Here is a 25,417-nt window from a genome sequence, read left to right as displayed (position 1 = left end):
CCCGGTAGGCGAAAGCCACCGGGGCCGTCGCCTTCTCCACGCCCGCCGCCCCGCCCCTCCCCGCCCGCCCTTGCCGTGGTCGATCATGAGGTTGACCGCACTTGGCGCCCGGCGGGGTCAAGGGGTGAGTGCAATCGTCAGGTGGTGATGAGTTGTGCGAGGCGTTGGGCTGGGGTGTTCCAGCCCAGCGTTTCGCGGGGCCGGGTGTTGAGTTCGTGGGCGACGTGGTCCAGGCCGCGCTGGTCGATGGCGCGGAAGTCGTAGCTGCTTTTGGGGAAGTACTGGCGTAGGAGCCCGTTGGTGTTCTCGTTGGTGCCGCGTTGCCAGGGGCTGTGGGGGTCGCAGAAGTAGACCGGGCAGCCGGTGGCGACGGTGAACACCGGGTGGGTGGCCATTTCCGTGCCTTGGTCCCAGGTCAGCGACCGGCGCAGGTGTGCCGGCATGCGGGCTGCCAGGGCGGTGAGGACACCGATGACGGCTTCGCTGTCGCGGCCGTGAGGCAGCGCGCCGAGCATCACATAGCGGGTGGTCCGTTCCACCAGGGTCACGATCGCCGAGGCTCCGGCCTTGCCGATGACCAGGTCACCTTCCCAGTGCCCGGGCACCGCCCGGTCGGCAGCCTCAGCCGGCCGGTTACTGATCCGCAGGTCCCCGATCCAGGGCCGCCGACTACGGGCGGCACCCGCGGCCCGCGACTGCGGGCGCCGCTGGGTGCGACCCGAGCGCAGCGCCACCTGCCGGGTCAACTCCGCCCGCAGGCTGCCCCGCGACTGCACATAGATCGCCTGGTAGATCGTCTCGTGGGACACCTGCAACTCCGGCCGGTCGGCGAACGTGGCCCGCAACCACGCGGCGATCTGCTTCGGAGACCACCTACGCGCCAGTTTCCCCGCCACCACCTGCCGCAGCCGCGTGCCCGCCGCCAACTTCGAGACCACCGGCCGCCGCCGGGCCCCGTCAGAACGCCGCTGCGCCCACTGCGCCTGATACCCCCACCGATACGGACGCCGAGCCCGCCCGGACGGCAGTGACCGCCCGAGCGGGTTCTTCGTCCCGTGCCGCGCACTGTTGTTCCGCGCCACCTCCCGCGACACCGTGCACACCGGCACCCCGAGAACCTCCGCGATCTGCGAGATCGTCCGACCCGACCCCCACAGATGCTCCAACACCTGCCGATGCCCGAACGTCATCACACCCGGCCTCGCCACCAGCCCCTCCAGCCCAACCAAGATCAGTTGCACTGAAGCCTAGAAACCGCCCCCCATTTGTCGCCGCTAACTTCATGATCAACGGGGCGAGCCGAGGGCGGGCGGAGGCGGGGGTCGGGGTCAGGGTGGGTGGGGTGAGGGCCGTCAGGGGAGGGGGACGGCGGGGCCGTCGCCGGCCAGGCGGAACGACTCCTCGCCCACCGGTTCCACCAGGCCGTCGGTGACCAGGCCGGCCAGCGCTCGCGCCCGCTGCACGTCGTCGTGCCACACCTGGTCCAGCCGCTGGTGCGGCACCGGGCCGGTGGACTCCCGCAGCACCGCGAGCAGCAGTCCGCGTACCTGCCGGTCGGTGCCGGCGTAGCGCTGCGGCCGGCGGGTCGGTCCCTCAGGCGCGGCCCGCCCGGAGGCCCGCCAGGCGCAGCTCGACTCGACCGGGCAGATCGCACAGCGCGGCGTGCGGGCGGTGCAGACGATGGCACCGAGTTCCATGAACGCGGCGCTGGCGAGCGCGGCGGCGGCCGGCTCGGCCGGCAGCAGTTCCTCGGTGGCGACCAGGTCGGCCGGGCGGGTGGTGGGGCCGGCGTCGGGTTCACCGGCGATCGCCCGGCACACCACGCGCCGGACGTTGGTGTCGACCACCGGGTGCCGCTGCCCGTACGCGAACGCGGCGACCGCGCGGGCCGTGTACGTGCCGACACCGGGCAGCGCCAGCAACTGGTCGAGCCGGTCGGGCACCACGCCACCGTGGCGTTCCATGATCGCCACCGCGCACTCGCGCAGGCGTACCGCCCGGCGGGGGTAGCCGAGTCGCCCCCACATCCGGATCGCCTCGGCCGGGGTGTCCTCGGCGAGCGCACGCGGTTCGGGCCAGCGGGCCAGCCACGCCTCCCACGCGGGCACCACGCGGACCACAGGGGTCTGCTGGAGCATGACCTCGCTGACCAGGATCGCCCAGGCGCCGATGCCGGGCTTGCGCCAGGGCAGGTCGCGGGCGTTGCGCTCGTACCACCGGCTGACCTGGGTGGCGAATGTGGGCTCGGACATCGCGCCGCCGATCATGTCACGGCTGTCTTTCCCGCAGGTTGGGCGGGGCGGGTGGCCGGGCGCGATCGATCATGGGCGACGGGGCAGAATGTCCGAATGAACGAGCTCGCGATCACCGTCATCGGCCGGGACCGGCCGGGCATCGTGGCCGACGTCGCGGAGGTCCTCGCCCGGCTCGGCGCGAACCTCACCGACTCGACGATGACCCGGCTGCGGGGACACTTCGCGATGACCCTGATCTGCGTGGGCCCGGCCGCCGCCGACGTGGAGGCCGCGCTGGCCCCGCTCGCCGCCGACGGGCACCTGCTGGCGACCGTACGCGCGGTCACGCCCGACGGCGGCAGCGAGCCGACGGGGGAGCCGTACGTGCTGGCGGTGCACGGCGCCGACCGGATGGGCATCGTCGCGGCGATGACCCGGGTGCTGACCGACGCGGGCGGGAACGTGACCGACCTGAGCACCCGGCTCACCGGTTCGCTGTACGTGGTGGTCGCCGAGGTCGAGCTGCCGCCGGGTGTGTCGGACGAGGTGGCCGGCCGGCTCACCCGCGTCGCGGCGGAGCTGGGCGTGGGGGTCAGCCTCCGCCCGGCGGACACGGACCTGCTGTGACCGGGCCGGAGTACGCGGGCCTGGGCGGCTGGACCCCGGAGAAGCTCGGCCTCCCCGGCGCGGTACGTCCGGTGGTCACCGCCCCGGAGCCGGTGCTGAGCCGACCCGGCCCGGAGGTCGACCCGACGTCTGCCGAGGTGGTGCGCCTCGCCGCCGACCTGGTGGCCACGATGCGCGTCTCGCCCGGTTGCGTGGGCCTGGCGGCGCCGCAGGTCGGGGTGAGCGCGCAGGTGTTCGCGGTGGACGTGACGGGGCATCCGAAGGCGGTCACCGTGCACGGCACGTTCGTGCTCTGCAACGCCCGCGTGGTCGAGGCGTCCCGGTGGAAGGCCGGCCGGGAGGGCTGCATGTCGGTGCCGGACCTGACCGGCGACGTGAAGCGGGCCAGCCGCCTGGTGGTCGAGGGCGCGCTTCCCGGCAGCGGCGAGCCGGTCCGGCTGGTGACCGACGGCTTCGAGGCGCGGGCGCTCCAGCACGAGATCGACCACTGCGCCGGGCTGCTCTTCCTCGACCGGGTAGCCGGCGCGCACGCGATCTACCAGCGCAAGGTCTACCTCTGACGGTGGCCGTCGGAATCCAGTGTGGACGAGCGTGGCCGTACGGCGGTGGGTTCCCGGCGCGTCGGAACGGCGAGCCGTGCGCCGCGCGGCTACGGTAGGCGCATCATGCGTCTGACGGTCGGCCCCCTGCCCCCTGCCGTGTACTGGCGGCGTCGTGCCGTCGTGCTCGGAGCGGGGCTGCTCTTCCTGATTGTCCTGTTGTATTCGTGCACCGGTACGGACCGCAACACCGGCGCGCCGGGCACCGACCCGTCGCCGACCGGTTCCGCCGGGGCGCAGCCCGACCCGTCCGGCTCGGTGCTGACCCCGCAGTCCGGCAGCCCGTCACCGACGGCGGGTGACGCCGGTGGCGGTGGCGCGAACAACGGCGGCACCGGGCCCGGCGGTACCGGCGACGGCGGCGGGAACACCGGCGGGGGTGGGAACGACGGGGGTGGCACCGGTAACGGCGGCGCGACCGGTCAGCCGGTCTCCGACGACGGCACCTGCACCGACTCCGAGTTGCTGGTGACCCCGGTGGCGGTTCCTGCCACCGCCCAGCGGGGCACTGTGGTCACGCTGCGCCTCAAGGTCAAGAACGTGTCGAACCGTACGTGCAGCCGGGACGTCGGCGCCGACCTCCAGGAGCTGTACGTCAAGTCGGGCGCGGAGAAGATCTGGTCGTCGGACACCTGCGGCACCGGCAAGGGCTCGGACGTGCAGTCGTTCACGCCGAACTTCGAGCGCTCCTACGAGCTGGGCTGGAACGGCCGGCTGGACAACAAGTGCGCGAACGGGCTGGCGAACGGTGAGTTCGCCGCGATCGGCGCGTACCAGGTGTTCGCCCGGGTCGGCACCAAGATCAGCGAGCCGGTGAAGCTGACCGTCACCGGCTGAGCGGTCGGTCAGACGTACCGTTCGAGGATGCTCGCCTCGGCGAGCCGGGACAGGCCCTCGCGGACGCCGCGGGCGCGGGCGTCGCCCACGCCCTCGACCGCCTGGAGGTCTTCCACCGTCGCGCCGAGCAGCCGCTGGAGGCTGCCGAAGTGCACCACCAGCCGGTCGACCACGGCCACCGGCAGCCGGGGCACCTTCGCCAGCAGGCGGAACCCGCGCGGGCTGACCGCGGCGTCGAGCGCGTCGGAGGCGGACGGGTAGCCGATCGCCTTCGCCACCGCCACGAGGTCGATGAGCTCGGTGGCGCTGAGCAGGTCGAGTTCGACGAGCGCCTCGTCGAGCGTGCGCGACTTGCGGCCGGTCGGCAGGTAGTCGCGGATGACCAGGGTGCGGTCGGCGTCCACGCCGGCCATCAGCTCGTCGAGCTGAAGCGCCAGCAGACGGCCGTCGGTGCCCAGCTCCACCACGTAGCCGGCGATCTCGTCGGCGATCCGCCGGACCATCTCCAGCCGCTGCACCACCGCCACCGCGTCGCGGACGGTGACCAGATCCTCGATCTCCAGCGCGGAGAGCGTGCCGGAGACCTCGTCCAGCCGCAGCTTGTAGCGCTCCAGCGTGGCGAGCGCCTGGTTGGCGCGGGACAGGATGGCGGCCGAGTCGTCCAGCACGTGCCGCTGGCCGTTGACGTAGAGGCTGATGATCCGCATCGACTGGCTGACCGAGATGACCGGGTAGCCGGTCTGCCGGGCCACCCGCTCGGCGGTGCGGTGCCGGGTGCCGGACTCCTCGGTGGGGATGGACGGGTCGGGCATCAGGTGCGCGCCGGCCTGCACGATCCGGGTGCCGTCGCTGGACAGCACCACAGCGCCGTCCATCTTGCACAGCTCCCGGACCCGGGTGGCGGAGAACTCCACGTCCATCGGGAAGCCGCCGGTGCAGATCTGCTCGACCACCTTGTCGTAGCCGAGCACGATCAGCGCGCCGGTGCGGCCGCGCAGGATCCGTTCCAGGCCGTCCCGCAGGGCGGTGCCCGGAGCCATCAGGGCGAGGTTGGCGCGCAGCGGATCGGCGCCGGCCCCGGCGCCGACGCTTCCGTTGACGCTCACGCTGATGGCACGAGCGGGGTTGCCGGTCACGGCGCCGGTACGGGCGTGCGGCGTCGCCGTTGCGGGCTTTGTGGCATCGCGGTCGATCGGCACGGGCACAGTCTACGGACTGCCATGCGGTGGGTGCTCTCGTGGTTACTGTGATGTGTCACGATGCCCTGCTCGGGCGCGTCGGTGCGGCCTGCGTGGCCTGCCCGGAAACGCCCACCGTGTCACTCCGCCGACGCGCGTGCGGCCGCCTGGAGGGCGGCCCGCACGTCGGTGACCTCGATCACGCGCATGTTCTCCGGCCCGGCACCACTGCTCTCCGGCCCGCACCCGGGCGGTACGAGGGCCAACCGGAAGCCGAGCCGGGCGGCCTCGGCCAGCCGGCGGGGCACCGCGCCGACCCGGCGGACCTCACCGGTGAGGCCCACCTCGCCGATCGCCACCAGGTGCGGGTTGAGCGCCAGGTTGAGCCCGCCGGAGGCGACAGCGAGCGCCACCGCCAGGTCGGCTGCCGGCTCCACCACCCGGATGCCGCCGACGGTGGCGGCGAAGACCTCCCGGTCGTGCAGCGTGAGCCGCTCGGTGCGGCGCTGGAGCACCGCGAGGACCATCGCGAGCCGGGCGCTGTCGAGGCCGGAGACGGTACGCCGGGGCGAGCCGGCGACGGTGGCGCCGATCAAGGCCTGCACCTCGGTCACCAGCGCCCGGCGCCCCTCCATCGCCACCGTCACGCAGGTGCCCGGCACCGGCTCGGAGTAGCGGGTCAGGAACAGGCCGGACGGGTCGGCCAGGCTGCTGATGCCGCCCTCGTGCATCTCGAAGCAGCCCACCTCGTCGGCCGCGCCGAAGCGGTTCTTCACGCCGCGCACCATGCGCAGCGAGGAGTGCTTGTCGCCCTCGAAGTGCAGCACCACGTCGACCAGGTGCTCCAGCACCCGGGGCCCGGCCACCTGGCCGTCCTTGGTGACGTGCCCGACCAGCACGGTGGCGATGCCGCGCTCCTTTGCGACCGCGACGAGGGCGGCGGTGACCGCGCGGACCTGGGTGACGCCGCCGGGCACGCCCTCGGTGCCGGTGGTCGAGATGGTCTGCACCGAGTCGAGCACCAGCAGCCCCGGCTTGACCGCGTCGAGGTGGCCGAGCACCGCCGACAGGTCGCTCTCGGCGGCCAGGTAGAGCTGGTCGTGCAGGGCGCCCATCCGCTCGGCGCGCAGCCGCACCTGGCTGACCGACTCCTCGCCGCTGACCACCAGCGACGGGCTGCCGGCCCCGGCCGCCCACTGCTGGGCCACGTCGAGCAGCAGCGTCGACTTGCCCACGCCGGGCTCACCGGCGAGCAGCACCACCGCGCCGGGGACCAGGCCGCCGCCGAGCACCCGGTCGAGCTCGCTCACACCTGTGGGACGGGCCCGGGCGGGCGCGGCGCTGATCGTGGCGATCGGCCGGGCCGGCTCGGCCGGCATCCGCGAGCTGACCACCCGGCCGGAGACCAGCGGGCCGGTGACCGTGCACTCGACCACCGAACCCCACTCGCCGCACTCGGGGCACCGGCCCACCCACTTTGGGGGCTGGTGGCCGCAGGCGTCGCACTCGTAGGCCGGACGGGGTTCGCGGGTGGCGGCGCGACCGCGGCCGGCGCCGGCGCGGGAGGGGGTCGATCGGGGCGAGGTCACCACCGGACGCTAACCGGCCGGTACGACGAAAGCCCACCCGAAACGGCGACACCGCCGGCGTGGCGCTGGCCACGACGGCGGTGCCGACGACAGAGGGGACGCGGTCAGTGGCCGCCCTCGACGCCGCTGTCCTCACCGACGTGCCGCGGCTCCACGATCTTCGACGGCGTGGCCTCCGGGGTCAGCGGGATGCCGATCGGTGCCGGGGTCGTGACGACCTTGCCGTTGCCGAAGTCGAAGGTCAGGTTGACCTGCTGGCCGACGAGCAGCTTCTCGTTCAGGCCGACGAGCTGGAGGAACCGCGGGTTGCCGGCGTTGAGCTGGGCGTAGCTGAGCGCCGGGATCTCGATCCGGGCCGGCTGGCCGGCGGGCGCGGACTCGCTCTCGCTCGGCGACGGGCTGGCCGACGGCGACCCGGTCACCTCCAGCGACTGGCTCGGCGACGCGCTCGGGTCGGTGGCGGTCGGCGAGGCGGTGGCCGGCTCGGTGGGCGAACCGGTCGGGGTGGCCGCGCCGCTCTCGCCCGCGCCGGAACCGGTGAGCACGATCTCCCGGGCGCTGTCGGTGGTGACCGTCACGGTCACCGGCTTCTCGCTGTCGTTGTAGATCACCACGTTGACCGGCGCGTTCGACCCGGCCTCGTAGCCCTTCGGGCCCGGGAACTGCACGTAGAGCCCGCGCACCTTGTAGAGGTTGTCGGAGGTCTGGACGTTGACGCCCTGTACCGACGGGATCTTGTTGGCGGTCTCGGAAATCTGCCCGGCGCCGCACCCGGACAGCAGCAGGCTCGCCGCCGCCGTGCCGGCCAGCAGCAGGGCCGGCCCCCGGGAACCCCTGATCGAGCGCGTCACGTCGGTCCTCCTCGTCACGATCCCCGCCCGGTCGACCCCCGGGCACGGGGTGGCCATACCCGCGCAGACCGCGCTCCAGGGTAGTTGGAGCTGATCGAGGCCCGCACGCGGACCCGGCAATACCACCTCGGGAGGGACTGCTCAGACCACCCGGCCGCTCGTCACCAGCAGCACCACATCGATCAGCGCCACCACCAGCACCGCCCGGAAGGCGGTCGCCGAGCGTCCGGCGGTCGCGCGTCCCGCGTACCAGCCGACGGCCGGCACGGCGACGGCGGCGGCGACGGCCGACAGGCCGGCCCACGACGGCGGTCCGGGCGGGCCGAGGACCAGCGCGACGGTGGCCGCGAGCAGCAGCCCGGCGGCGGCCAGCCGGCTGCCCACCGGCCCGAGCCGGTGCGGCAGGCCGCGCACCCCGGTCCGGGCGTCGTCGGCCAGGTCGGGCAGCACGTTGGCGAAGTGCGCCCCGGCACCGAGCAGCGCGGCGGCGGCCACCAGCCAGGCCGGGGGCGCCGGCGAGCCGGGCAGCGCCAGCACCACGAACGCGGGCAGCGCGCCGAACGAGACCGCGTAGGGCAGCACCGACACCGGCGTCGACTTCAGCGGCCGGTTGTAGAGCAGCGCGGAGACCAGGCCCAGCGTCGCGCAGGCCGCCGCGGCCGGGCCGCCGGCCAGCGCCAGCACCGGCACGGCGACGGCGGCCACCGCGGTGGCCCGGGCCAGCGCCGGCCGGGCGACCTCGCCGGTGGTCACCGGTTTGTCGGTACGCCCCACCGCCGCGTCCCGCTCGGCGTCGATCAGGTCGTTGCTCCACCCGACGGCGAGCTGGCTGGCCAGCACCGTCAACGCCACCGCGGCGACGCCCGACGCGGAGTGCCCGGCACCGGCGGCGAGCAGCGCGGCGACCACTGTGACCGCCGCCGCGGGTTCCGGATGGCTCGCCCTGACCAGCCCTAACACCCGTGTCGACATAAGGGAAGTCTGGTCGTTACCGGGCAGTCGTGCCACGCTCGACGCATGCCCGACGCGTCGCCGGTGTCCACTCCGTACCGGGTGCTGCCGCCGAACGACCCCCGGCAGTACGACGACCTGGCCGGCGAGTGGTGGCGGCCGGACGGCGCGTTCGCGATGCTGCACTGGCTGGCCCGGGCCCGGGCGGCGCTGGTACCGGCGGCGTCCACGCCGGACGACCTGCTCGTCGACCTGGGTTGCGGCGCCGGGCTGCTGGCGCCGCACCTGGCCGGCAAGGGCTACCGCCACGTCGGGGTGGACCTGACCCGCTCCGCGCTCGACCAGGCCGCCGCGCACGGTGTGACTGTGGTCCAGGCCGACGCCACGGCGGTGCCGCTGGCCGACGGCTGCGCGGCTGTGGTCTCCGCCGGTGAGCTGCTGGAACACGTACCGGACTGGCGGCGGGCCGTCGCCGAGGCGTGCCGGCTGCTGCGCCCTGGTGGCCTGCTGGTGCTGGACACGCTCAACGACACGCTGCTGGCCCGGCTCGTCGCTGTGGAACTGGGCGAACGGCTGCCCACGGTGCCGCGCGGCATCCACGATCCGCGGTTGTTCGTCGACGCCCGCGCGCTGGTCGCCGAGTGCGCCCGGCACGGCGTGTCGCTGACGGTGCGCGGGGTCCGCCCGCAGCTGGGCGGCACGCTGGCCTGGCTGCTGCGCCGCATGCGCGGCGGCGCCGACCGTCCGGGCCGGACCGAACCGCGCATCGTGCCGACCCGGTCGACAGCGGTGCTGTACCAGGGCTGGGGGCGCCGGGGCGGGTAGCCGGGGCGGCCCGGGGTAAAGGACGCCGAGAAGGGGGCGACATGACTGTGCACGCGCTGGAGGCGGCCCGCCGGTTGGCGCCGCGACTGGCCGCCCGCGCGGCCGAGCACGACCGCGACGGCTCGTTCCCCGTGGACGACTTCGCGGACCTGCGGGCGGCCGGGCTGTTCGGCCTGATGGTGCCCCCCGAGCTGGGCGGTACGGGCGCGAGCTTCGCCGAGTACGCCGCCGTCGCCACCGAACTGGCCCGGGGCAACGGCGCCACCGCGCTGGTGTTCAACATGCACGCCTCGGTCACCGGGGCGCTGGGCGCGGTCACCGAGGAACTGGCCGAGGCGCTCGGCGTACCGGACGAGGCCCTGGCGGCGCGGGACCGGCTGCTGCGCGCGGCTGCGGACGGCGCCTGGTACGCGGTCGCGATGAGCGAACGCGGCGCCGGTGCCCGGTTGTCGCAGCTCAGCACCGTCTACGAGCCGGTCGACGGCGGCTGGCACATCAAGGGCAGCAAGACGTTCTGCTCCGGCGCCGGGCACCCGGACGGTTACCTGGTGGCTGCCCGCAGCGCCGCCGACCAGTCGGTGGTGTCGCAGTTCCTGGTCCCGGCGGGGGACGGGATCACCGTCGAGCCCACCTGGGATTCGCTCGGCATGCGGGCCACCTCCTCGCACGACGTGCACCTGGACGTGACGGTCCCGGCCGACCGGCTGCTCGGCGGCGTCGAAGGGCTGGCCCTGGTCGTCGCCCAGCTCATGCCGCACTGGCTGGTGGCGAGCTATGCGGCGGTCTACGTCGGCGTGGCCCGGGCCGCCATCGACGCCGCGGCCGAGCACCTCAACGCCCGCAACCTCGCCGGGCTGCCCGCGGTGCGGGCCCGCCTGGGCCGGGCCGACGCGGCCACCGCCGCCGCCGAACTGGTGGTCGCCGAGGCGGCCCGCCGGGTCGACGAGGCGCCCGGCGACGCCGAGACGAACCGCTGGGTGTGGCGGGCCAAGCTGCTCGCCGGCACCACCGCCGCCGACGTCGCGGCCTCCATGCTGGAGGCGGCCGGTACGTCGGCGACCCGGCGCGGGCATCCGCTGGAACGGCTCTACCGGGACGCCCGCTGCGGCTCGCTGCATCCGGCCACGTCCGACGTGTGCGCCGACTGGCTCGGCATCGCCGCGCTGGGCGGCGACCCGGACCGGGACAGCGCGCTCCCTCGTTGGTGAAGCGCGAGGAGCGAGCCGGTTTTGCGAGCCCCGCAGTCGCGAACGAAAGGCTGCCGGGTGACCAGGAGTCGGTGCGAGAGATGAGGGAGGGGTGGGGGACGTGGGCACACCGGTGATCGCGGGTCTGGGTACGGCGCAACCGCCGGCCGCGATGCAGGACGAACTGTGGACGGGCTTCTTCGCGAAGCACTTCCAGGGGAACACCAGGGCGCTGGCCGAGCGGATCTTCGCGAACTCGGGCGTCAGCCGGCGGCAGGCGGCGGTCAACCCGCTGCTGGAGGACGTCTCGGAGTGGCCGACCGAGCGCCGGATGCGCCGCTACCAGGTCGAGGCGCTGCCGCTCGGCAAGGAGGCGGTCAGCCGGGCACTCACCGCCGCCGGCCTGGACGCCTCCGACATCGGGCTGTTCATCGTCTGCTCCTGCACCGGGTACGCGACCCCGGGGCTGGACATCCTGCTCGCCCGGGACCTGGGCATGTCCCCGAGCGCCCAGCGCATGTTCGTGGGGCACATGGGCTGCTACGCGGCCCTGCCCGGGCTGGGCGCGGCGAGCGACTTCGTCACCGCCCGCGGGCGGCCCGCGCTGCTGCTCTGCGCGGAGCTGACCAGCCTGCACATCCAGCCGCCGGGCGCCCGCGTGGACACCCAGCAGATCGTCTCCCACGCGCTGTTCTCGGACGCCGCGGTCGCCGCCGTGGTCGTCCCCGGCGGCCGGGGGTACGCGCTGCGCGAGGTCACCTCGGTCACCGACACCTCCACCGCCGACCACATGACCTGGGACGTCACCGACACCGGTTTCCGGATGGGGTTGTCGCCGAAGGTGCCGCAGGTGCTGTCGCGGCACGTGCGGACGCTGATCGACGAGCTGCTGGCGCGGCACGGGTGCGAGCGCTCCGACGTGGACGGCTGGGCGGTGCATCCGGGCGGGCCGCGGATCCTCAACGTGGTGGAGCGTGAGCTGGCCCTGCCGCCGGACGGCCTCGCCGCCTCCCGGGGCACGCTCGCCGAGCACGGCAACTGCTCGTCCCCGACCGTGCTGCTGATCCTGGACCGGCTGTGGCGTACGGCGCCGGCGCCGCCGCGCTGGGTGGTGATGCTCGCGTTCGGACCGGGCCTGACGCTCTACGCGGTGCTGCTGGAACGGGTGGGCTGACGGCTCGCCCCGCCCGGGCCGCGCGGATACGCTGCCGTCATGGCCTCCGATGAGCGGGACGGACGGGTACCGCTGACCGTCCTGACCGTTCTGGCGTTGACGGCCGGCGCGGCCTGGTGGCGGGCGGCGGCACCGGAGCCGGGCGTGGCCACGGCCGTGCCGGTGCCGCCGGCGAGCGCCGAACCCGTCGCCCGCACCTGGCGGGTCGACCCCTCGACAGGCGATGCCTGGCCGGCACGACCGGGGCGCGATCCGACGCCCCTGGCACTCCGTGGGCCGGCCACGGCGCCGGACCGGTCGGTGGTGATCCGGGTCGAGGACGACGGCACCTCGCGTGTGCTCCAGGTGTCGCACGTGGTGTGGCGGGAGACGTCCGACCTGACGCCGGACGGGCCGCCCGTCGTCCGGCAGGTGAATCCCTCGCGGGGCGACGACTACCGCCTGTCGGTGAGCTGCTCCGGGGACGGGGCGGTCGCCGTGCAGCTGTCCGGCGCGGGGACCGGCGACGCGCAGCGGGTGCTCCGGTGCGGCGGGCGACTGGAACTGCCGTTGCTGGGCGGCACCGGCGCGCCGGTGCTGGTGCGGTTCAGCGGCGTACGCGGCCGCGCCGAACTGGACGCCCGGCTCGAAGCGCTCTACTGACCGCTGTCGCGCCGGCCCTCAGTTGCCCAGCCGGGCCAGGTCGGCGCCGTAGTCCGACAGCGGGCCCAGCTCCGGCACCACCCGGACCAGCGAGCCCTGCCGGTCCACGAGCAGCGCGGCGGCGGTGCCGGGATGGGCGGACAGGTGCACGTAGGAGCGCAGGCCGCCGGCCGGGTCGCCGAGCGGGCGTACCCCGGGGACGCTCGCGGGTCCGGCGCTGCGGCCCTCGGTCACGGTGACCACCGTGACGCCGGGCGGCGCGGCGCGCGCCGCGGTGCCGACCTGCTCGGCGCAGGCGCAGGCGTCGACCAGGATGATCATGGCGGGCAGCAGGCTGCGCAGCGGTACCGGTGTGTCGTCGGCGCCGACCAGGTCCAGCGCGGGCAGCGGGCCGACCGGTTGCGGCGCGGTGGTGGAGCGGGGGAGCACCGTCGGCGCGCCGGACCGCGTGGTGGTACGCGGCCAGGTGACGGCGGCCAGCCCGGCGAGTGTGACGAGCACCGACACGAGCAGGATCAGCACCGGTAGCCCGAGGCGGGCCGGAACGGTACGCCGGCCGGAGCCCTGCCGCGCGCGGCGCAACTCCCGGCGGACCTGCCGGGCCTCGTCGGCGAGCGCCGAGGCGTCGTCCGGGACGACCACCCGGCCCCACTCCGGAGGCAGGCCGGGCAGCCCGTCCGGCGGCCCCTGGCCGTCAGCGTCAGGCACGCCCATCGGACCCCCAGGAACGTCTCGGTGAGCGGACGTCACGTCCCTCACCAGCGTCCCGCACCGACCGCCGTAACGCCACACCTGGGCGCGGACGGAGTTGCGGAGCTACCATGGAAGGAGCGCATTGCCCTAGATCTGGACGCTCCCGTCACCCCGTACCGGGTTGTCACGTGTTCCTCACGGAGCGTGTCGAAACCATCGGTTTGACCGCCTGTCAAGCTGAAGAAATACCTCTCACAGGGCCCCTGAGCTGCGCCAACGGTCAGGACAGCGGTGAGACATCGGTGCCTGAGCGTGTTACCCTAGACACAGCGAAAGGGGTTTCGAACCTATGGTTTTCAGTGTCGGCGAGACCGTTGTTTACCCCCACCACGGGGCCGCACTCATCGAGGCAATCGAGACTCGGGTCATCAAGGGCGAGCCCAAGCAATACCTCGTCCTGAGGGTCGCACAGGGTGACCTGACGGTCCGGGTTCCCGCCGAGAACGCCGAGATCGTGGGTGTGCGCGAGGTGGTCGGCGAAGAGGGCCTGGGCAAGGTCTTCGACGTGCTCCGTGCACCACACACCGAGGAGCCGACCAACTGGTCGCGGCGTTACAAGGCGAATCTGGAGAAGCTGGCCTCCGGAAACCCGCTGAAGGTGGCCGAGGTCGTCCGCGACCTGTGGCGCCGGGAGCGGGAGCGGGGCCTGTCGGCGGGCGAGAAGCGGATGCTCGCCAAGGCTCGTGACATCCTCGTCGGCGAGGTCGCGCTGGCGGAGAAGAGCACCAAGGACGAGGCCGAGACGCTGCTCGACAAGGTGCTGACCGAGGCCTGATCCACGCCTCTGCCTCTACCCACCCCGCAGCGAACGAATCCGAGGACCGCGACGTGACCGCGCAGCTCAATCCGCGCGGTGACGTCGCGGTCCTCGTTCCTGCGGCAGGTGCCGGGGTACGCCTCGGACCCGGCGCCCCGAAGGCACTCCGGCTGCTCGCGGGTGAGCCGCTGCTCGTGCACGCGGTCCGCCGGATCGCCGCCGCGCCCTCGGTGCACACGATCGTGGTGGCCGCGCCGGCGACCGAGGTCGAGGCGGTACGCGCGATGCTCGCCCCCGTGGCCCCGGTGACTGTGGTGCCCGGTGGCGCCGAACGCCAGGAGTCGGTTGCGGCGGCCCTCGCAGCGGTTCCCGCCGGTCCGGAGATCGTCCTCGTGCACGACGCGGCCCGCGCGCTCACCCCGCCCCACCTGGTCGAGTCGGTGGCCGCGGCGGTCCGCGACGGGCACGACGCGGTGATCCCGGTACTGCCGGTGGTCGACACGATCAAGGAGGTCGACGCGGCCGAGCGGGTGCTCGGCACCGTCGACAGGTCCGCGTTGCGGGCGGTGCAGACGCCGCAGGGCTTCCGCCGGTCGGTGCTGATCGCGGCCCACCGGTCGGCGGGTGACGCGCTGACCGACGACGCCGGCCTGGTCGAGAAGCAGGGGATCGCGGTGACCTGCGTACCCGGCTCCGAGTTGGCCCTGAAGATCACCCGCCCGTTCGACATGGCTCTGGCCGAGCACCTCCTGACCACAGGCGCCTGACGGCCGTCGTCCACCCGGCTCCTGGGATCTGCGGCGCGTACCCTCTGGTCATGATCGTTCCTCGGGTGGCTGTCGGCACCGACGTGCACGCGTTCGCAGCCGGGCGGCCCTGCTGGGTCGCGGGCCTGCACTGGCCGGACCAGGACGGCCTGGCCGGGCACTCCGACGCCGACGTGGCGGCGCACGCGGCCTGCAACGCCCTGCTCTCCGCCGCCGGGCTCGGCGACCTGGGCGCGAACTTCGGCGTGGACCAGCCGGAGTGGGCCGGTGCCTCCGGGGTGGCGCTGCTGACCGAGAGCGCACGCCGGGTACGGGCGGCGGGCTTCCAGATCGGCAACGTGTCGGTGCAGGTCGTCGGCAACCGTCCCAAGATCGGGCCGCGCCGGGAGGAGGCGCAGCGGGTGCTCTCCGGGGCGGTCGGCGCGCCGGTGACCGTCTCCGCGGCCACCACAGACGGGCTGGGCTTCACCGGGCGCGGGGAGGGGCTCGCCGGGATCGCGGTGGCTCTGGTCTACGAGGCTCCGGCCGACTGACGCGGTGACCGGGGACGCCGGTCACCGCGTCACCCGATCAGTCGACGTCGGTGCAGACGTTGTGAGTAGTGCCGTGGAGCATCGTGATGGTCTTGTCGTAGGTGGGGGAGAACTCCACCCGGAACCGGCCGTCGACGATCCACAGCCCCTTCGGCAGCGTGCCGGCGTTCTCCCGGAAACCGAGCAGCACCGGCCCGGTCACGTACCAGGTCATCGAGCCGTCGGTGCGGTAGACGACGAGGGCGGTGCCGCTCGCGTCCGCCGTCGAGGTGGCACCGGTCTCCAGGTTCGTCACCCGGTTGATCAGGGCGCCGGTGAACAACTCCCGCTTCGGTGCGCCGTCCGGATAGGTCTCGATCGTCAGCTTCCGAACCTCGTCCACGATCGGCTCGACCCGTACCGCGAACTCGCACCGCGCGCCCGCCGGCATCTCGAACGGCTCCTGGGGTGCCGGTTCCCAGGCACCCGGGGCGGGATGCCGCTCCGGCGCGGCGGACGCCGAGCCGGGCAGGCCCGCGACAACCGCCGCCACGACGCTCGCCACCGCGATACTCATCCTGAACCGCATGTTGCACTCCATTCGTCGCTGGTCCGGACGGCGAGCATCACCGGGCCGGATCACCACCGGCTCACCGCGTCGAGCCGCAGCCGTCGAGCGGGCGGACCCGGCCGGCCGAGCTCCTCACCACGCGATCACCGCCGGGCGACAACCCCCGGCTCGGGCCGGATCGTCCTGTTCGGTATGGAGTTCCGCCTGCTCGGGCCGTTCGAGGCCCGCCACGACGGCCGGCCGGTCGAGGTCGGCAGCCGGCGCCAGGAGCGTTGCCTGCTCGGGGTGCTGCTGCTCGACGTGGGCCGGGTGGTGCCTACCGACCGCCTCATCGACCTGCTCTGGAACGGCCGGCCGCCGGCCACGGCGCGCAGTGCGGTGCAGACGTACATCGGGCGGCTGCGGGGCTCGCTCCATCCGTACGGGGTGCGGATCAGCACCCGGGGCGAGGGCTACGCGGTGGAGGAGGACGGGCACCGGGTCGACGTCGACGAGTTCGCCGAACTGGTCCGGAGGGCCGGGAGAGCCGCCGATCCCGCCGAGCGGGTGCGGTCGCTCGACCGGGCGCTGGCCCTCTGGCGCGGGCCGTTGCTCGCCGACGCGGCGGACGACGAGCTGCGGCACCGGCTGCACGGCACTGTCGAGGAGCTACGGCTGGTGGCCGTGGAGCTACGGGCCGAGGCGCAGCTCGCGCTGGGCCGGCACACGCGGGCGATCGCCGAACTGATGCCGCTGGCCGCCGAACACCCTACGCGGGAACACCTCGTGGCAGTCCTGATGACCGCCCTGTACCGGGGTGCCCGGCGGGCCGACGCGCTGCGCCTCTACCGCGCCACCCGGGACCTGCTCGCGGCCGACTTCGGCGTCGAGCCGGGGCTCCGGCTCCGCGAGGTGCAGCGGCGGGTGCTCGCGGGCGACGACCGCCTGGACCGGGTCGACCGGCCGATGCACGAGATCCGGGTGAACGACGAGAGCCTGCCGTGGAGCGTGGGCGGCCACCCGGCCCTGGACTTCTGCAACACCCTCGCCGGGTGGGGACACGAGCCTCCGTTGCCCGGCGCCGAGTGGCTGCGCGGCTACCGCACCCTTGCCGTCTGGGCCGGCCATGTCGGGCTGGTGGACGAGGTTTCGACGAACCGCCTGCTGCACCTCGCGCGCCGTGACCCGCCAGCGGCGGAGGCGGTGCTCGACGAGGCCCGTACGCTCCGCGCGGCGCTCTACGCCAGCCTGGTCGACCCGGACGACGGACCGGCCTTCGAGACGGTCGCGCGGGCCGCCGAGGCCGCCGCTCGTACGCTCGTCTTCCGGCGCGAGGCCGACGGACGCGGCAGGTGGTGGCCGGACCTGGCGGCCGGGCTGCGGCTGCCGGTGCACGCCGCCGCGTTCAGCGGCGCGCAACTGCTCGCCGATCCGGCCCGGTTCACGGTGCGGGTCTGCCCGGACCGGCGGTGCGGGTGGCTGTTCCTGGACGAGAGCGGGCTGCGCCGGTGGTGCAGCCTGGGGACGTGCGGCGGCCGGGCGGGCGCGTCCTGCCGGAGTGCCTGACGCGGGGCACCCTCGGCGCGCGGTGGGGCCGGGCGGATACGCTCGCCGGGATGCCGAGTGACGCCGCTCCCGACCAGTCCGCCGCCGACGGCTACCTGCAACGCGCCCACCTGCTCGCCGAGCTGGGGCGCTACGACGAGGGGATCGGCGAACTCGCCGCGCTGCTCGCGGACGAGCCCGGGCACCTGCCCGCGTTGACCATGCTGGCCCGGATGCACCTGGCCGCCGACCGCCCGGCCGAGGCGCTCGCCGCCACCGAGACCGCCGTCGAGGAGGCGACCGCCGGTCCCGAGGCGGTGCCGGCGCTCGTGGCGCGCGGGTTCGCCCTCCTCGACCTCGAACACTGGAAGCCCGCCGCGGCCACCGCCGACGAGATCCTGGCGCGTGCGCCGGGCGACGCGTACGCGCAGCGCAGTGCCGCCGCCATCCTCTCCGCGTCGCGCAACGGGCAGGCGGCGCTGGACGCGGCGTGGCGCGGGGTGGAGCTGGCCCACGACGAGCCGGAGGCGCACCTGGTGCTCGGCCTGGTCGCGGTGCGGCTGCAGCTGTTCGACCTGGCCGAGCGGGCCTACCGGGAGGCGCTGCGGCTGGACCCGGAGCTGGGTGACGCGGGGCAGGACGTGGGCGTGGCCCGGCTGGAACGCCGCCGGTACGCCGAGACGCTGGAACACCTGACCGCGCTGGCGGACCTGCCGGTGGCACGTCCCGACCCGGCGCGGACGGTGGACGACGGCATCCGGCGGCTCCTGCTGTCCGTGGCCGGCTGGTCGCTGCTCGCGAGCGTGCTGGTCGCCGCGCTGGCCCCGGCCTCGACCGGCGCGTCCCGGCTGTTCGCGGTGCTGGCGGTGGCCGGGACGGCAGTGCTGCTGCGTCGCCCGGCGACGTGGCGGCCCGGCCTGCGGGAGGCGATGTCACGCGGCCTGGTCGTGCCGGTCTACGCGGCCGCCGCCGCGGTGGTGCTGCTGCTCGTGTACGCGCTGGTCGGCGGCCCGTTGCCGCTGGTCGGGGCGATCACCGCGTCGGTGGTGGCCGGATTCACCGCGTTCGCTCGCCGGTGAGCGGGTAGGAGGACCGGAAACACCGGCTGAAGGAAGCGGGAACCAGTGCTCACCGTCAACGCCTATGCGGCGACGTCCGCGACCGAACCGCTCGCCCCGACCACCATCGAGCGGCGCGATCTCGGACCGGACGACGTTCTCATCGACATCAAGTTCTCCGGCATCTGCCACTCCGACATCCACACCGCGCGCAGCGAGTGGGGCCCGACCCGCTACCCGATCGTGGTGGGTCACGAGATCGCGGGCGTGGTGCGTGAGGTCGGCTCCGCGGTCACCAGGTTCGCCGTCGGCGATCGGGTCGGCGTCGGCTGCCTGGTCGACTCCTGCCGGGAGTGCGACAACTGCCGCAAGGGGCTGGAGCAGTACTGCCTCAACGGCAGCACCGGCACGTACGGCGGGGTGGGGCGGGACGGCGAGCCGACCCAGGGCGGCTACTCGCAGGCCATCGTGGTCACCGAGGACTTCGTGCTGCGCATCCCGGACGGCATCGAGTTGGACGCGGCCGCGCCGCTGCTCTGCGCCGGCATCACCACGTACTCGCCGCTGCGGCACTGGAACGCCGGGCCGGGCCGCCGGGTCGCGGTGATCGGCATGGGCGGTCTCGGCCACATGGCCGTCAAGCTGGCGCACGCGATGGGCGCCGAGGTGACTGTGCTGTCGCAGTCGCTGAAGAAACGGGAGGACGGGCTGCGGCTCGGCGCCGACCACTACTACGCGACCTCGGACGAGGACACGTTCACCGAGCTGGCCGGCTCGTTCGACCTGATCATCAACACGGTGAGCGCGACGCTCGACATGGACGCGTACCTGCGGCTGCTCGCGGTGGACGGGACGCTCGTCAACGTGGGCGCGCCCGAGGATTCGCTGTCGGTGCACGCGTTCTCGCTGATCCCGGCCCGGCGGTCGTTCGCCGGGTCGAACATCGGCGGCATCGCGGAGACCCAGGAGATGCTCGACTTCTGCGCCGAGCACGGGCTGGGCGCCGAGATCGAGGTGATCGGTGCCGAGAAGATCAATGAGGCGTACGAGCGGGTGCTCGCCTCCGACGTCCGCTACCGCTTCGTCATCGACGCGTCCACGTTCTGACGACCGCGTGCGGAGGGGCCGCGTCCGTGCCGGGCGCGGCCCCTTCTCGCGTACGTCAGGACTTGCGCGCCCAGGTCCAGGCGTAGCCGTCGTCCTCGCAGGCGGCGGCCGCGTCGCAGAGGTCCAGTGGGCGGAACGTGTCCACCATGACCGCCAGCTCGTCGAAGAACTCCGCACCGATCGACCGCTCGGCGGCACCCGGCTGGGGGCCGTGCGTGAAGCCGGACGGGTGCAGCGAGATCGAGCCCTGCTCGATGCCGGAGCCGCGCCGGGCCTCGTAGTTGCCGCCGGTGTAGAACAGCATTTCGTCGGAGTCGACGTTGTGGTGGTTGTACGGCACCGGGATGGCGGCCGGGTGGTAGTCCACCTTGCGCGGCACGAACGAGCAGATGACGAAGTTCGGGCCCTGGAACGTCTGGTGCACCGGCGGCGGCTGGTGGATCCGCCCGGTGATCGGTTCGAAGTCGTGGATGGAGAACGCCCACGGGTACATGTGCCCGTCCCAGCCCACCACGTCGAACGGGTGGTTGGCGTAGACGTACCTCGTCCAACCGCGACGGTGCCGCACCAGCACCTCGACCTCCTCGCCGTCGACCAGCAGCGGGGTGTCCGGTCCCCGGACGTCGCGCTCGCAGTAGGGCGCGTGCTCCAGGAACTGGCCGCGTACGGAGAGGTAGCGCTTGGGCGGCCCGATGTGGCCGGACGCCTCGACGGCGAGCAGCCGGGTCGGTTCGTCGCCGGTGGGCACGAGGCGGTGGATGGTCGAGGTGGGGATGACGACGTAGTCGCCGGCGACCGCGTCGAGCACGCCGAACGGCGACTCCACACGCATCGACCCGGCCTCCAGGTAGAGGCAGTGGTCGCCGGTGGCGTCGCGGAACAGCGGCGACGGCCGGTCGGCTAGCACGTAGGCGATGCGTACGTCGTCGTTGGCGAGCAGGTACTGCCGGCCGAGCACCGGGTCCGCACCGGTGCCGTCGAGCTTGTGCGTGCGCAGGTGACGCGGCTTGAGCGGCAGGTTCGGCACGCGGGTGACTGTGGGCGGGGCGTACTCCTGCGCGGCGAGGATCGCGGTCGGCGCGTGCCGGTGGTAGAGCAGCGACGAGTCGGAGGAGAAGCCCTCCTGGCCGACCAGTTCCTCCGCGTAAAGCGTGCCGTCGGGCTGGCGGAACTGGGTGTGGCGCTTGCGCGGCACGTCGCCGACCCTGCGGTAGTACGGCATCTCGCCTCCCGATATGTCCCGTTCTCCGGCCGAGGGCGTCCGATAATCGGACGCTGTTGTCCGTTCCTCGTAGCGTCCCGTACATTCTTGTCTCGTGTCAACGCAGGTGCCCCGCCTCCTCTCCGGCCTGGTGGACGACGCCGCGGTCTTCCCACCCGGCAACGCCCCGCTGCCCGACGCGGTGACCGCGCACCGCACCCACCGCACCGCCTGGTACGCGGACATGGTCGGCCCGCTGCTGCTGCCCGCCTCGGAGATCCAGCGCGGATCACTGAGCGGCCTGGTGGACCCGGCCGAGGGCCTGGTCATCGGGCTGATCGGCGACACCGGTCTGGACCAGCTCCCGCAGGCGCTGGACGCGCTCGCGCCCGACGGGCTGGCCGCCCGGCAGATCGAGGCGCCGGTCGCCAAGCGCGGCGAGGACCCGCAACCCGGGCTGTCCGAGCTGCTCGCGCTCGCCGGCCGGCTCGCCGGCACCGCCGTGTACGCGGAGATCCCGCTGACCTTCGGCCTGATGGGCGCGCTCGACACGCTCGCCGAGGCACGCGCCGCCGGGCTGCCGGTGGCCGCCAAGTTCCGCACCGGCGGGCTCGCCGCCGAACTGTTCCCCACCCCGGTCGAGCTGGCCGCGGTGATCTGCGCGTGCCGGGACCGTAAGCTGCCGTTCAAGCTCACCGCCGGGCTGCACCACGCGATCCGGCACCGCGACCCGGAGACCGGCTTCAACCACCACGGTTTCGTCAACGTGCTGGGCGCGACGCTCGCCGCCGTCGGGGGAGCCGAGGTGGACGGCGTGGCCGAGCTGCTCGCCGCCACCGACCCGGTACGGGTGGTCGAGCCGGCCCGGGCGCACCGCGACGCCGAGCGCCCGCTCTGGGTCGGGTACGGCTCGTGCAGCATCTCCGAACCACTTACCGATCTGATCCGGCTGGGGCTGGTGAACGGAGGCTACGAGGCATGACCTGGGTACCAGGGGCGGCGGGGTCGCCGTACGGGGTGACGAACCTGCCGTACGGCGTGTTCCGGCACGGCGGCGGCGAGCCGCGTATCGGCGTCCGCATCGGTGACTTCGCGCTGGACCTGGCCGGCGCGGAGGCCGCCGGTCTGGTGCTGGCCGGCGGCGCGCTGGGTGAGCCGGCGCTCAACGCCTTCATGGCGCTCGGCCGCCCGCAGTGGACGGCGGTCCGGCAGCGGGTCGTCGAGCTGCTCACCGAGCCGGAGCACCGGGCGGCGGTCGAGCCGCTGCTGGTGCCGCTGCGCGAGGTCGAGATGGCGCTGCCGTTCGAGGTGGCCGACTACGTCGACTTCTACTCCTCGGAGCACCACGCCTCGAACGTCGGGCAGATCTTCCGGCCCGGGCAGCCGCCGCTGCTGCCGAACTGGAAGCACGTGCCGATCGGCTACCACGGCCGGGCCGGCACGGTGGTCGTCTCCGGCACCCCGGTGATCCGCCCGACCGGCCAGCGGGCCAGCGCGCAGGGCCCCACCACCGGTGCCTCGGTACGGCTGGACATCGAGGCCGAGGTGGGCTTCGTGGTGGGCGTGCCGAGCCGGCTCGGCGAGCGGGTGCCGGTGGCCGACTTCGCCGACCACGTCTTCGGCGTGGTGCTCGTCAACGACTGGTCGGCCCGGGACATCCAGGCGTGGGAGTACCAGCCGCTCGGACCGTTCCTCGGCAAGTCGTTCGCCACCTCCGTCTCGGCCTGGGTGACGCCGCTGGAGGCGCTCGCCGACGCGTTCGTACCCGCGCCGGACCAGGACCCGCCGGTGCAGGACTACCTGCGCGACACCCCGCGCGTCGGGCTGGACCTGACGCTGTCGGTCGAGTGGAACGGCGAGCGGGTCGCCGAGCCGCCGTTCGCCGGCATGTACTGGACCCCGGCGCAGCAGCTCGCGCACCTCACCGTCAACGGCGCGTCGCTGCGTACCGGCGACCTCTACGCCTCCGGCACCGTCTCCGGTCCGGAGCGCGGCCAGGTCGGGTCGTTCCTGGAGCTGACCTGGGGCGGGTCCGAGCCGGTCAAGTTCGCCGACGGCAGCGAGCGGACGTTCCTGGAGGACGGCGACACGGTGACGATCACCGCCACCGCGCCCGGCCCGGACGGCACCACAGTCGCGTTGGGCGAGGTCACCGGGACGATCCTCCCGGCCCGCTGAGATCCGACCTTCCGAACCGGCCCCGGTCGCACCCGATGTGCGACCGGGGCCGTTTCCTTCGCCGTTGATCGCTCCGGATCACGTACGCCCCGGCCGGTGGCTCCTCCCGGGAGCCGCCCGCGGTGCCGGGCCGGGCGTACCAGCGAAAGCCGAGAGGAAGGATCGAGCATGACCGAGTTGACCGGTGCCGTCTGGCGCACCAGCAGCCGCTCGAACGATCAGGGTCTCTGCGTCGAGGTGGCGACGAACGTGGTCGCCGCGCACGGCGTGGTGGGCGTACGCGACTCGAAGGACCCGGACGGCCCCGCGCTCGCGGTGAGCCCGCCGGGCTGGGCCGCGTTCGTCACCGCGCTGCGGGGCGGCACGTTCGGAGGCTGACCGCTCGCGCCCACACCGGTGCCCCGGCCGGGGCACCGGTGGTGGAAATGTCACCGGGAGGCTCCCCGTTTCCGGTCACGGCCCGTACCGTGTACGACACGGGAGGTGCCATGTCGACGGTGACGGTTTCCGCATTCATCGAAGCGCAGGACGCCGACCTGTGGCGGCTGCTCACCGACCTCCCGGCCCGCGCCGACTGGCTCTCGGCGGTGGACGCGGTCGAGGTCGTCGGCACCGGCGGCTTCGGACCGGGCACCGTGTGGCGGGAGACCCGCGTCCGCCCGGACGGCGGCACCGAGCCGGAGGAGTTCGAGGTGATCGAGGCGGTCGCGCCCGGCCGCCTGGTGCTCGGGTCGCGCGGCGCCGGCGCCGACTACCGGATCACCTGGACGCTGCGCACCGTCGAGCGGCGGCGGCGCGGCTGCACCGAGGTCACGGTCGAGCAGGAGGCGGTGCCGACCCGGGCGTACGGGCGAGTGCTGGCCCTGATCCTCGGTGGCCTGGCGGCCCGCGCGGTCGAGGGCGCGCTCCGGCGTGACCTGGCCGACCTGGCGCTGGCCGCCGGTTCCGACCGATCCACCGAGGCCGCCTGAGCCGACCCGGCCGCTCCCCGCACCCCGCCCGCACACGGCCGGTAGGGTGCCGGGGCGGAGGTGACGGATGGCGAAGGCCGCGAGGCGGCGGGCCGTGGTGGCGCTGGTGGCGGTGCTCGCCGTCGCGGCGTCGGTCGCCGTGGTCGTCCGGGTGCTGTCGCCCGCCGAGGTCGACACCCCGGCCCGGAAGTCGTACCCGGAGGTGCCCGCGCCGACCGCCGGGGTGCTCGCGCGGCTGCCGGTGGCGCCGCTCGTCGTGGACGGCCGCCTCCGCGTCTACGCCGGCGCCCGTCAGGTGTACGCCGACCAGCCGGTCACCGGTCGGCACCGGGTCACCCCGTTCTGGTCCTTCCGCCGCTGGCCGGCAACGCTGGTCGGAGTGCTCGCCGAGGGAACCACGGTGGTCAGCCGCTGGTCCGACGGCAAGCTGGTGGCGCTCGACGCGCGTACCGGTCGGGTGGCCTGGCGGGCGGACGGCCCGCGGCCCGGGTCGGTGCCGGAGCCGCGACGCACCTTCGCCGGCACGGTCTGGGATCCGGCCGGGCTGCACGTGGCGCGCGCTGCGGACGGGCGGACCGTGCTGCTCGCGGCCGGTCCGGGCGGGCTCGGCGGCTACGACCTCGCCGACGGCCGCCGGCTCTGGCGCGTCGACGTGGGCAGCGGTTGCCGGTCCGACGTGGGCACCACCGCCAGCGGCGAGCTGGTCGGGGTGGACAGCTGCGACGGCCCGGCCGCGGTCGAGCTGCGGGACGCGGCGACCGGTACGGTGCGGACCCGCTGGCGGCCGCCGGACGCGCCGGAGCAACTCGTCGTCACGCCTGTGGGCTGCCCGCACGGGCACTCCGGTTGCCGTGGGCTACGTACCGCCGGGCCGGACGGCGCGGGCAGCCGGGGCTGGCTGGTGACCGACCCGGGCGAGCCGGCCGCGGCGCCGGGCCTGGACCACCCGGACACGGTGCTGGACGGTGAGCGGGCGGTGGACACGTCCGGCCCGGTGGTGGTCGGACGCTCGGCGCGTACCGGCGAGGAGCTGTGGCGCCGGGCGGACATCCACCCGGCGCGGGTGCTGGCGACCGAGCCGGGACGGGTGCATCTGCTGACCGACCGGCGGGAACTGGTCACCGTGGACCCGCTGACCGGCACCACCCGGTCCAGTTTCGTGCTCGACCTGGGACGGGACGGGATCGGCTGGCGGCCGGGCCGGGCGTACGCGGTGGACGGCTACGTCGCCGTGGAGCGGCTGCGGGAGCAGGCCGCTCCGGAGGACGACGACCAGGGCTACTTCCTGATGGCCGAGCCGGTGCTGCTCGCCGTGACCTGATCC

Annotated in this window: 27 protein-coding genes; 18 read left to right on the top strand and 9 right to left on the bottom strand. The window is 74.1% G+C overall.

What is annotated here, in order from left to right; genetic code table 11:
* Window positions 1-137: 137 nt before the first annotated feature.
* On the bottom strand, window positions 138-1,241 hold the full coding sequence (locus O7611_RS26655) for an IS30 family transposase (protein WP_194803567.1): 1,104 nt from the start codon (window positions 1,239-1,241) through the stop codon (window positions 138-140).
* A 111-nt stretch (window positions 1,242-1,352) separates the two neighbouring features.
* Window positions 1,353-2,252, bottom strand: coding sequence for an A/G-specific adenine glycosylase (locus O7611_RS26650; RefSeq protein WP_269697765.1), 900 nt, complete (start codon window positions 2,250-2,252; stop codon window positions 1,353-1,355).
* Between the two features lie 96 nt (window positions 2,253-2,348).
* Here O7611_RS26650 and O7611_RS26645 point away from each other — a divergent pair, with 96 nt between their 5' ends.
* From O7611_RS26645 to O7611_RS26635, 3 genes are all read left to right on the top strand, one after another.
* On the top strand, window positions 2,349-2,861 hold the full coding sequence (locus O7611_RS26645) for a glycine cleavage system protein R (RefSeq protein WP_013288949.1): 513 nt from the start codon (window positions 2,349-2,351) through the stop codon (window positions 2,859-2,861).
* On the top strand, window positions 2,858-3,421 hold the full coding sequence (locus tag O7611_RS26640) for a peptide deformylase (protein ID WP_194801938.1): 564 nt from the start codon (window positions 2,858-2,860) through the stop codon (window positions 3,419-3,421). The genes O7611_RS26645 and O7611_RS26640 overlap by 4 nt, the downstream gene beginning before the upstream one ends.
* 105 nt (window positions 3,422-3,526) lie before the next feature.
* Window positions 3,527-4,297 (top strand): hypothetical protein, encoded by a 771-nt coding sequence (locus tag O7611_RS26635; RefSeq protein WP_194801937.1) that lies wholly within the window; start codon window positions 3,527-3,529, stop codon window positions 4,295-4,297.
* 8 nt (window positions 4,298-4,305) lie between these two features.
* Here O7611_RS26635 and disA read toward each other — a convergent pair whose 3' ends face one another.
* The 4 genes from disA to O7611_RS26615 all read right to left on the bottom strand — a co-directional run bounded on the left by disA (window position 4,306) and on the right by O7611_RS26615 (window position 8,887).
* Entirely contained in the window at window positions 4,306-5,496 is a 1,191-nt protein-coding gene (disA, locus tag O7611_RS26630) for a DNA integrity scanning diadenylate cyclase DisA (protein WP_194801936.1), read from the bottom strand.
* Between the two features lie 119 nt (window positions 5,497-5,615).
* Window positions 5,616-7,067, bottom strand: a complete 1,452-nt coding sequence (gene radA, locus O7611_RS26625) for a DNA repair protein RadA (RefSeq protein WP_370584979.1) — start codon at window positions 7,065-7,067, stop codon at window positions 5,616-5,618.
* A gap of 101 nt (window positions 7,068-7,168) precedes the next feature.
* Window positions 7,169-7,915, bottom strand: coding sequence for a hypothetical protein (locus O7611_RS26620; protein WP_194801934.1), 747 nt, complete (start codon window positions 7,913-7,915; stop codon window positions 7,169-7,171).
* 141 nt (window positions 7,916-8,056) lie between these two features.
* Window positions 8,057-8,887, bottom strand: a complete 831-nt coding sequence (locus tag O7611_RS26615) for a UbiA family prenyltransferase (RefSeq protein WP_269697764.1) — start codon at window positions 8,885-8,887, stop codon at window positions 8,057-8,059.
* Window positions 8,888-8,932: 45 nt separating this feature from the next.
* On the opposite strand from O7611_RS26615, the gene O7611_RS26610 reads away from it, so the two are divergent.
* The 4 genes from O7611_RS26610 to O7611_RS26595 all read left to right on the top strand — a co-directional run bounded on the left by O7611_RS26610 (window position 8,933) and on the right by O7611_RS26595 (window position 12,694).
* A complete protein-coding gene (locus O7611_RS26610) occupies window positions 8,933-9,691 on the top strand; it encodes a methyltransferase domain-containing protein (protein WP_194801932.1) in 759 nt (252 codons plus the stop codon).
* Between the two features lie 41 nt (window positions 9,692-9,732).
* On the top strand, window positions 9,733-10,899 hold the full coding sequence (locus O7611_RS26605; RefSeq protein WP_194801931.1) for an acyl-CoA dehydrogenase family protein: 1,167 nt from the start codon (window positions 9,733-9,735) through the stop codon (window positions 10,897-10,899).
* Between the two features lie 91 nt (window positions 10,900-10,990).
* Window positions 10,991-12,052 (top strand): type III polyketide synthase, encoded by a 1,062-nt coding sequence (locus O7611_RS26600; protein ID WP_269697763.1) that lies wholly within the window; start codon window positions 10,991-10,993, stop codon window positions 12,050-12,052.
* 39 nt (window positions 12,053-12,091) lie between these two features.
* The gene (locus O7611_RS26595) at window positions 12,092-12,694 is read left to right on the top strand and encodes a hypothetical protein (RefSeq protein WP_269697762.1); all 603 of its coding nucleotides are present in this window, start codon (window positions 12,092-12,094) and stop codon (window positions 12,692-12,694) included.
* Between the two features lie 18 nt (window positions 12,695-12,712).
* Here the strand turns inward: O7611_RS26595 and O7611_RS26590 are convergent, their stop codons facing one another.
* A complete protein-coding gene (locus O7611_RS26590; RefSeq protein ID WP_269697761.1) occupies window positions 12,713-13,408 on the bottom strand; it encodes a hypothetical protein in 696 nt (231 codons plus the stop codon).
* 328 nt (window positions 13,409-13,736) lie between these two features.
* Here O7611_RS26590 and O7611_RS26585 point away from each other — a divergent pair, with 328 nt between their 5' ends.
* Genes O7611_RS26585 through ispF form a run of 3 tightly spaced genes read left to right on the top strand, consistent with a single transcriptional unit; the run spans window position 13,737 to window position 15,504 of the window.
* Window positions 13,737-14,222, top strand: a complete 486-nt coding sequence (locus O7611_RS26585) for a CarD family transcriptional regulator (RefSeq protein ID WP_007073334.1) — start codon at window positions 13,737-13,739, stop codon at window positions 14,220-14,222.
* 53 nt (window positions 14,223-14,275) lie between these two features.
* Complete coding sequence (ispD, locus tag O7611_RS26580) at window positions 14,276-14,971, top strand: 2-C-methyl-D-erythritol 4-phosphate cytidylyltransferase (protein ID WP_269697760.1); 696 nt, start codon at window positions 14,276-14,278, stop codon at window positions 14,969-14,971.
* Between the two features lie 50 nt (window positions 14,972-15,021).
* Complete coding sequence (gene ispF / locus O7611_RS26575) at window positions 15,022-15,504, top strand: 2-C-methyl-D-erythritol 2,4-cyclodiphosphate synthase (RefSeq protein ID WP_228532487.1); 483 nt, start codon at window positions 15,022-15,024, stop codon at window positions 15,502-15,504.
* Between the two features lie 37 nt (window positions 15,505-15,541).
* On the opposite strand, the gene O7611_RS26570 is transcribed toward ispF, so the two are convergent.
* On the bottom strand, window positions 15,542-16,072 hold the full coding sequence (locus O7611_RS26570) for a hypothetical protein (RefSeq protein WP_194801926.1): 531 nt from the start codon (window positions 16,070-16,072) through the stop codon (window positions 15,542-15,544).
* 174 nt (window positions 16,073-16,246) lie between these two features.
* Between O7611_RS26570 and O7611_RS26565 the strand changes: the two genes are divergently transcribed.
* Genes O7611_RS26565 through O7611_RS26555 form a run of 3 tightly spaced genes read left to right on the top strand, consistent with a single transcriptional unit; the run spans window position 16,247 to window position 19,743 of the window.
* Complete coding sequence (locus O7611_RS26565; protein ID WP_194801925.1) at window positions 16,247-17,599, top strand: BTAD domain-containing putative transcriptional regulator; 1,353 nt, start codon at window positions 16,247-16,249, stop codon at window positions 17,597-17,599.
* A gap of 50 nt (window positions 17,600-17,649) precedes the next feature.
* Window positions 17,650-18,657, top strand: coding sequence for a tetratricopeptide repeat protein (locus tag O7611_RS26560; RefSeq protein WP_269697759.1), 1,008 nt, complete (start codon window positions 17,650-17,652; stop codon window positions 18,655-18,657).
* 45 nt (window positions 18,658-18,702) lie between these two features.
* On the top strand, window positions 18,703-19,743 hold the full coding sequence (locus tag O7611_RS26555) for an NAD(P)-dependent alcohol dehydrogenase (RefSeq protein ID WP_194801923.1): 1,041 nt from the start codon (window positions 18,703-18,705) through the stop codon (window positions 19,741-19,743).
* Between the two features lie 55 nt (window positions 19,744-19,798).
* Here the strand turns inward: O7611_RS26555 and O7611_RS26550 are convergent, their stop codons facing one another.
* Window positions 19,799-20,965 carry a homogentisate 1,2-dioxygenase gene (locus O7611_RS26550; RefSeq protein ID WP_194801922.1) on the bottom strand — a complete coding sequence of 389 codons (1,167 nt, stop codon included), beginning with the start codon at window positions 20,963-20,965 and terminating at the stop codon, window positions 19,799-19,801.
* A gap of 94 nt (window positions 20,966-21,059) precedes the next feature.
* Here O7611_RS26550 and O7611_RS26545 point away from each other — a divergent pair, with 94 nt between their 5' ends.
* The 5 genes from O7611_RS26545 (at window position 21,060) to O7611_RS26525 (ending at window position 25,414) form a co-directional block, all read left to right on the top strand.
* A complete protein-coding gene (locus O7611_RS26545) occupies window positions 21,060-21,926 on the top strand; it encodes a hypothetical protein (RefSeq protein WP_269697758.1) in 867 nt (288 codons plus the stop codon).
* The gene (gene fahA, locus O7611_RS26540; protein ID WP_194801920.1) at window positions 21,923-23,122 is read left to right on the top strand and encodes a fumarylacetoacetase; all 1,200 of its coding nucleotides are present in this window, start codon (window positions 21,923-21,925) and stop codon (window positions 23,120-23,122) included. The genes O7611_RS26545 and fahA overlap by 4 nt, the downstream gene beginning before the upstream one ends.
* A 168-nt stretch (window positions 23,123-23,290) precedes the next feature.
* On the top strand, window positions 23,291-23,500 hold the full coding sequence (locus O7611_RS26535) for a DUF397 domain-containing protein (protein ID WP_194801919.1): 210 nt from the start codon (window positions 23,291-23,293) through the stop codon (window positions 23,498-23,500).
* A 110-nt stretch (window positions 23,501-23,610) separates the two neighbouring features.
* The gene (locus O7611_RS26530; protein WP_135242307.1) at window positions 23,611-24,093 is read left to right on the top strand and encodes an SRPBCC family protein; all 483 of its coding nucleotides are present in this window, start codon (window positions 23,611-23,613) and stop codon (window positions 24,091-24,093) included.
* Between the two features lie 67 nt (window positions 24,094-24,160).
* Entirely contained in the window at window positions 24,161-25,414 is a 1,254-nt protein-coding gene (locus O7611_RS26525; protein ID WP_194801918.1) for an outer membrane protein assembly factor BamB family protein, read from the top strand.
* Window positions 25,415-25,417 lie beyond the last annotated feature (3 nt).

Source organism: Micromonospora sp. WMMC273, assembly GCF_027460285.1.
Lineage (GTDB): Bacteria > Actinomycetota > Actinomycetes > Mycobacteriales > Micromonosporaceae > Micromonospora > Micromonospora aurantiaca.
The sequence above is the reverse complement of the archived record's forward strand: the minus strand, read 5'-3'. Positions and strand labels throughout refer to the sequence as shown.